At 32.2% G+C, this 783-nt stretch carries 1 protein-coding gene; it reads left to right on the forward strand.

Translation table 11 applies throughout. The features are described 5' to 3' along the window. Positions 1-12: 12 nt before the first annotated feature. On the forward strand, positions 13-402 hold the full coding sequence (locus HMPREF2576_RS11970) for a hydroxymethylglutaryl-CoA synthase (RefSeq protein WP_020444595.1): 390 nt from the start codon (positions 13-15) through the stop codon (positions 400-402). Positions 403-783: the final 381 nt, after the last annotated feature.

The following is a 783-nucleotide window of genomic DNA, read 5'->3' on the forward strand; positions in this document are numbered from 1 at the left end:
ATTATACTATAAATTCAACTTTGCAACAGAACCGTATTATGGAATAGAGATGTTGGTAACATTTATACAGGATCATTATACTTAAGTTTAATTTCGTTATTACAGAACCACACATTCCAACCAGAAGAGAAAGTATGTCTATTTAGTTATGGTTCAGGAGCAGTAGGAGAAATCTTTAGTGGTTCAATCGTTAAAGGATATGACAAAGCATTAGATAAAGAGAAACACTTAAATATGCTAGAATCTAGAGAGCAATTATCAGTCGAAGAATACGAAACATTCTTTAACAGATTTGATAATCAAGAATTTGATTTCGAACGTGAATTGACACAAGATCCATATTCAAAAGTATACTTATACAGTATAGAAGACCATATCAGAACATATAAGATAGAGAAATAAACTAGTGGCCGATTGTGCTTGATGAGCTTGGGACATAAATCCTAACTCGAAATAAATAAGCATATCACTAAACTGATTTTTTAAAGTTTACAGTGATATGCTTATTTTTTTATCTTACGATTTTGTACGTGCATGCTTGCCTAGGGGTATGGCTCGAGCCATTAGTCTCTCGCACATACTATTCCCTCAGGCGTCAGCACTTACAAAATCGGTTGTAATTTTCATTTTTATACGCATTCTTACTGAGATTATACTAATAAGAGGAATAGTAAAAGCAATTCTAAGTAAAATTGCAGATAAGAGGTTTGTTAAAAGCAGTTCTCAGTAAAATTACAGATAAGAGGTACGTTAAAAGCAGTTCTAAGTAAAATTGCAGATAAG

The organism is Staphylococcus sp. HMSC063F05 (assembly GCF_001837075.1).
GTDB classification, from domain to species: Bacteria; Bacillota; Bacilli; order Staphylococcales; family Staphylococcaceae; genus Staphylococcus; species Staphylococcus epidermidis.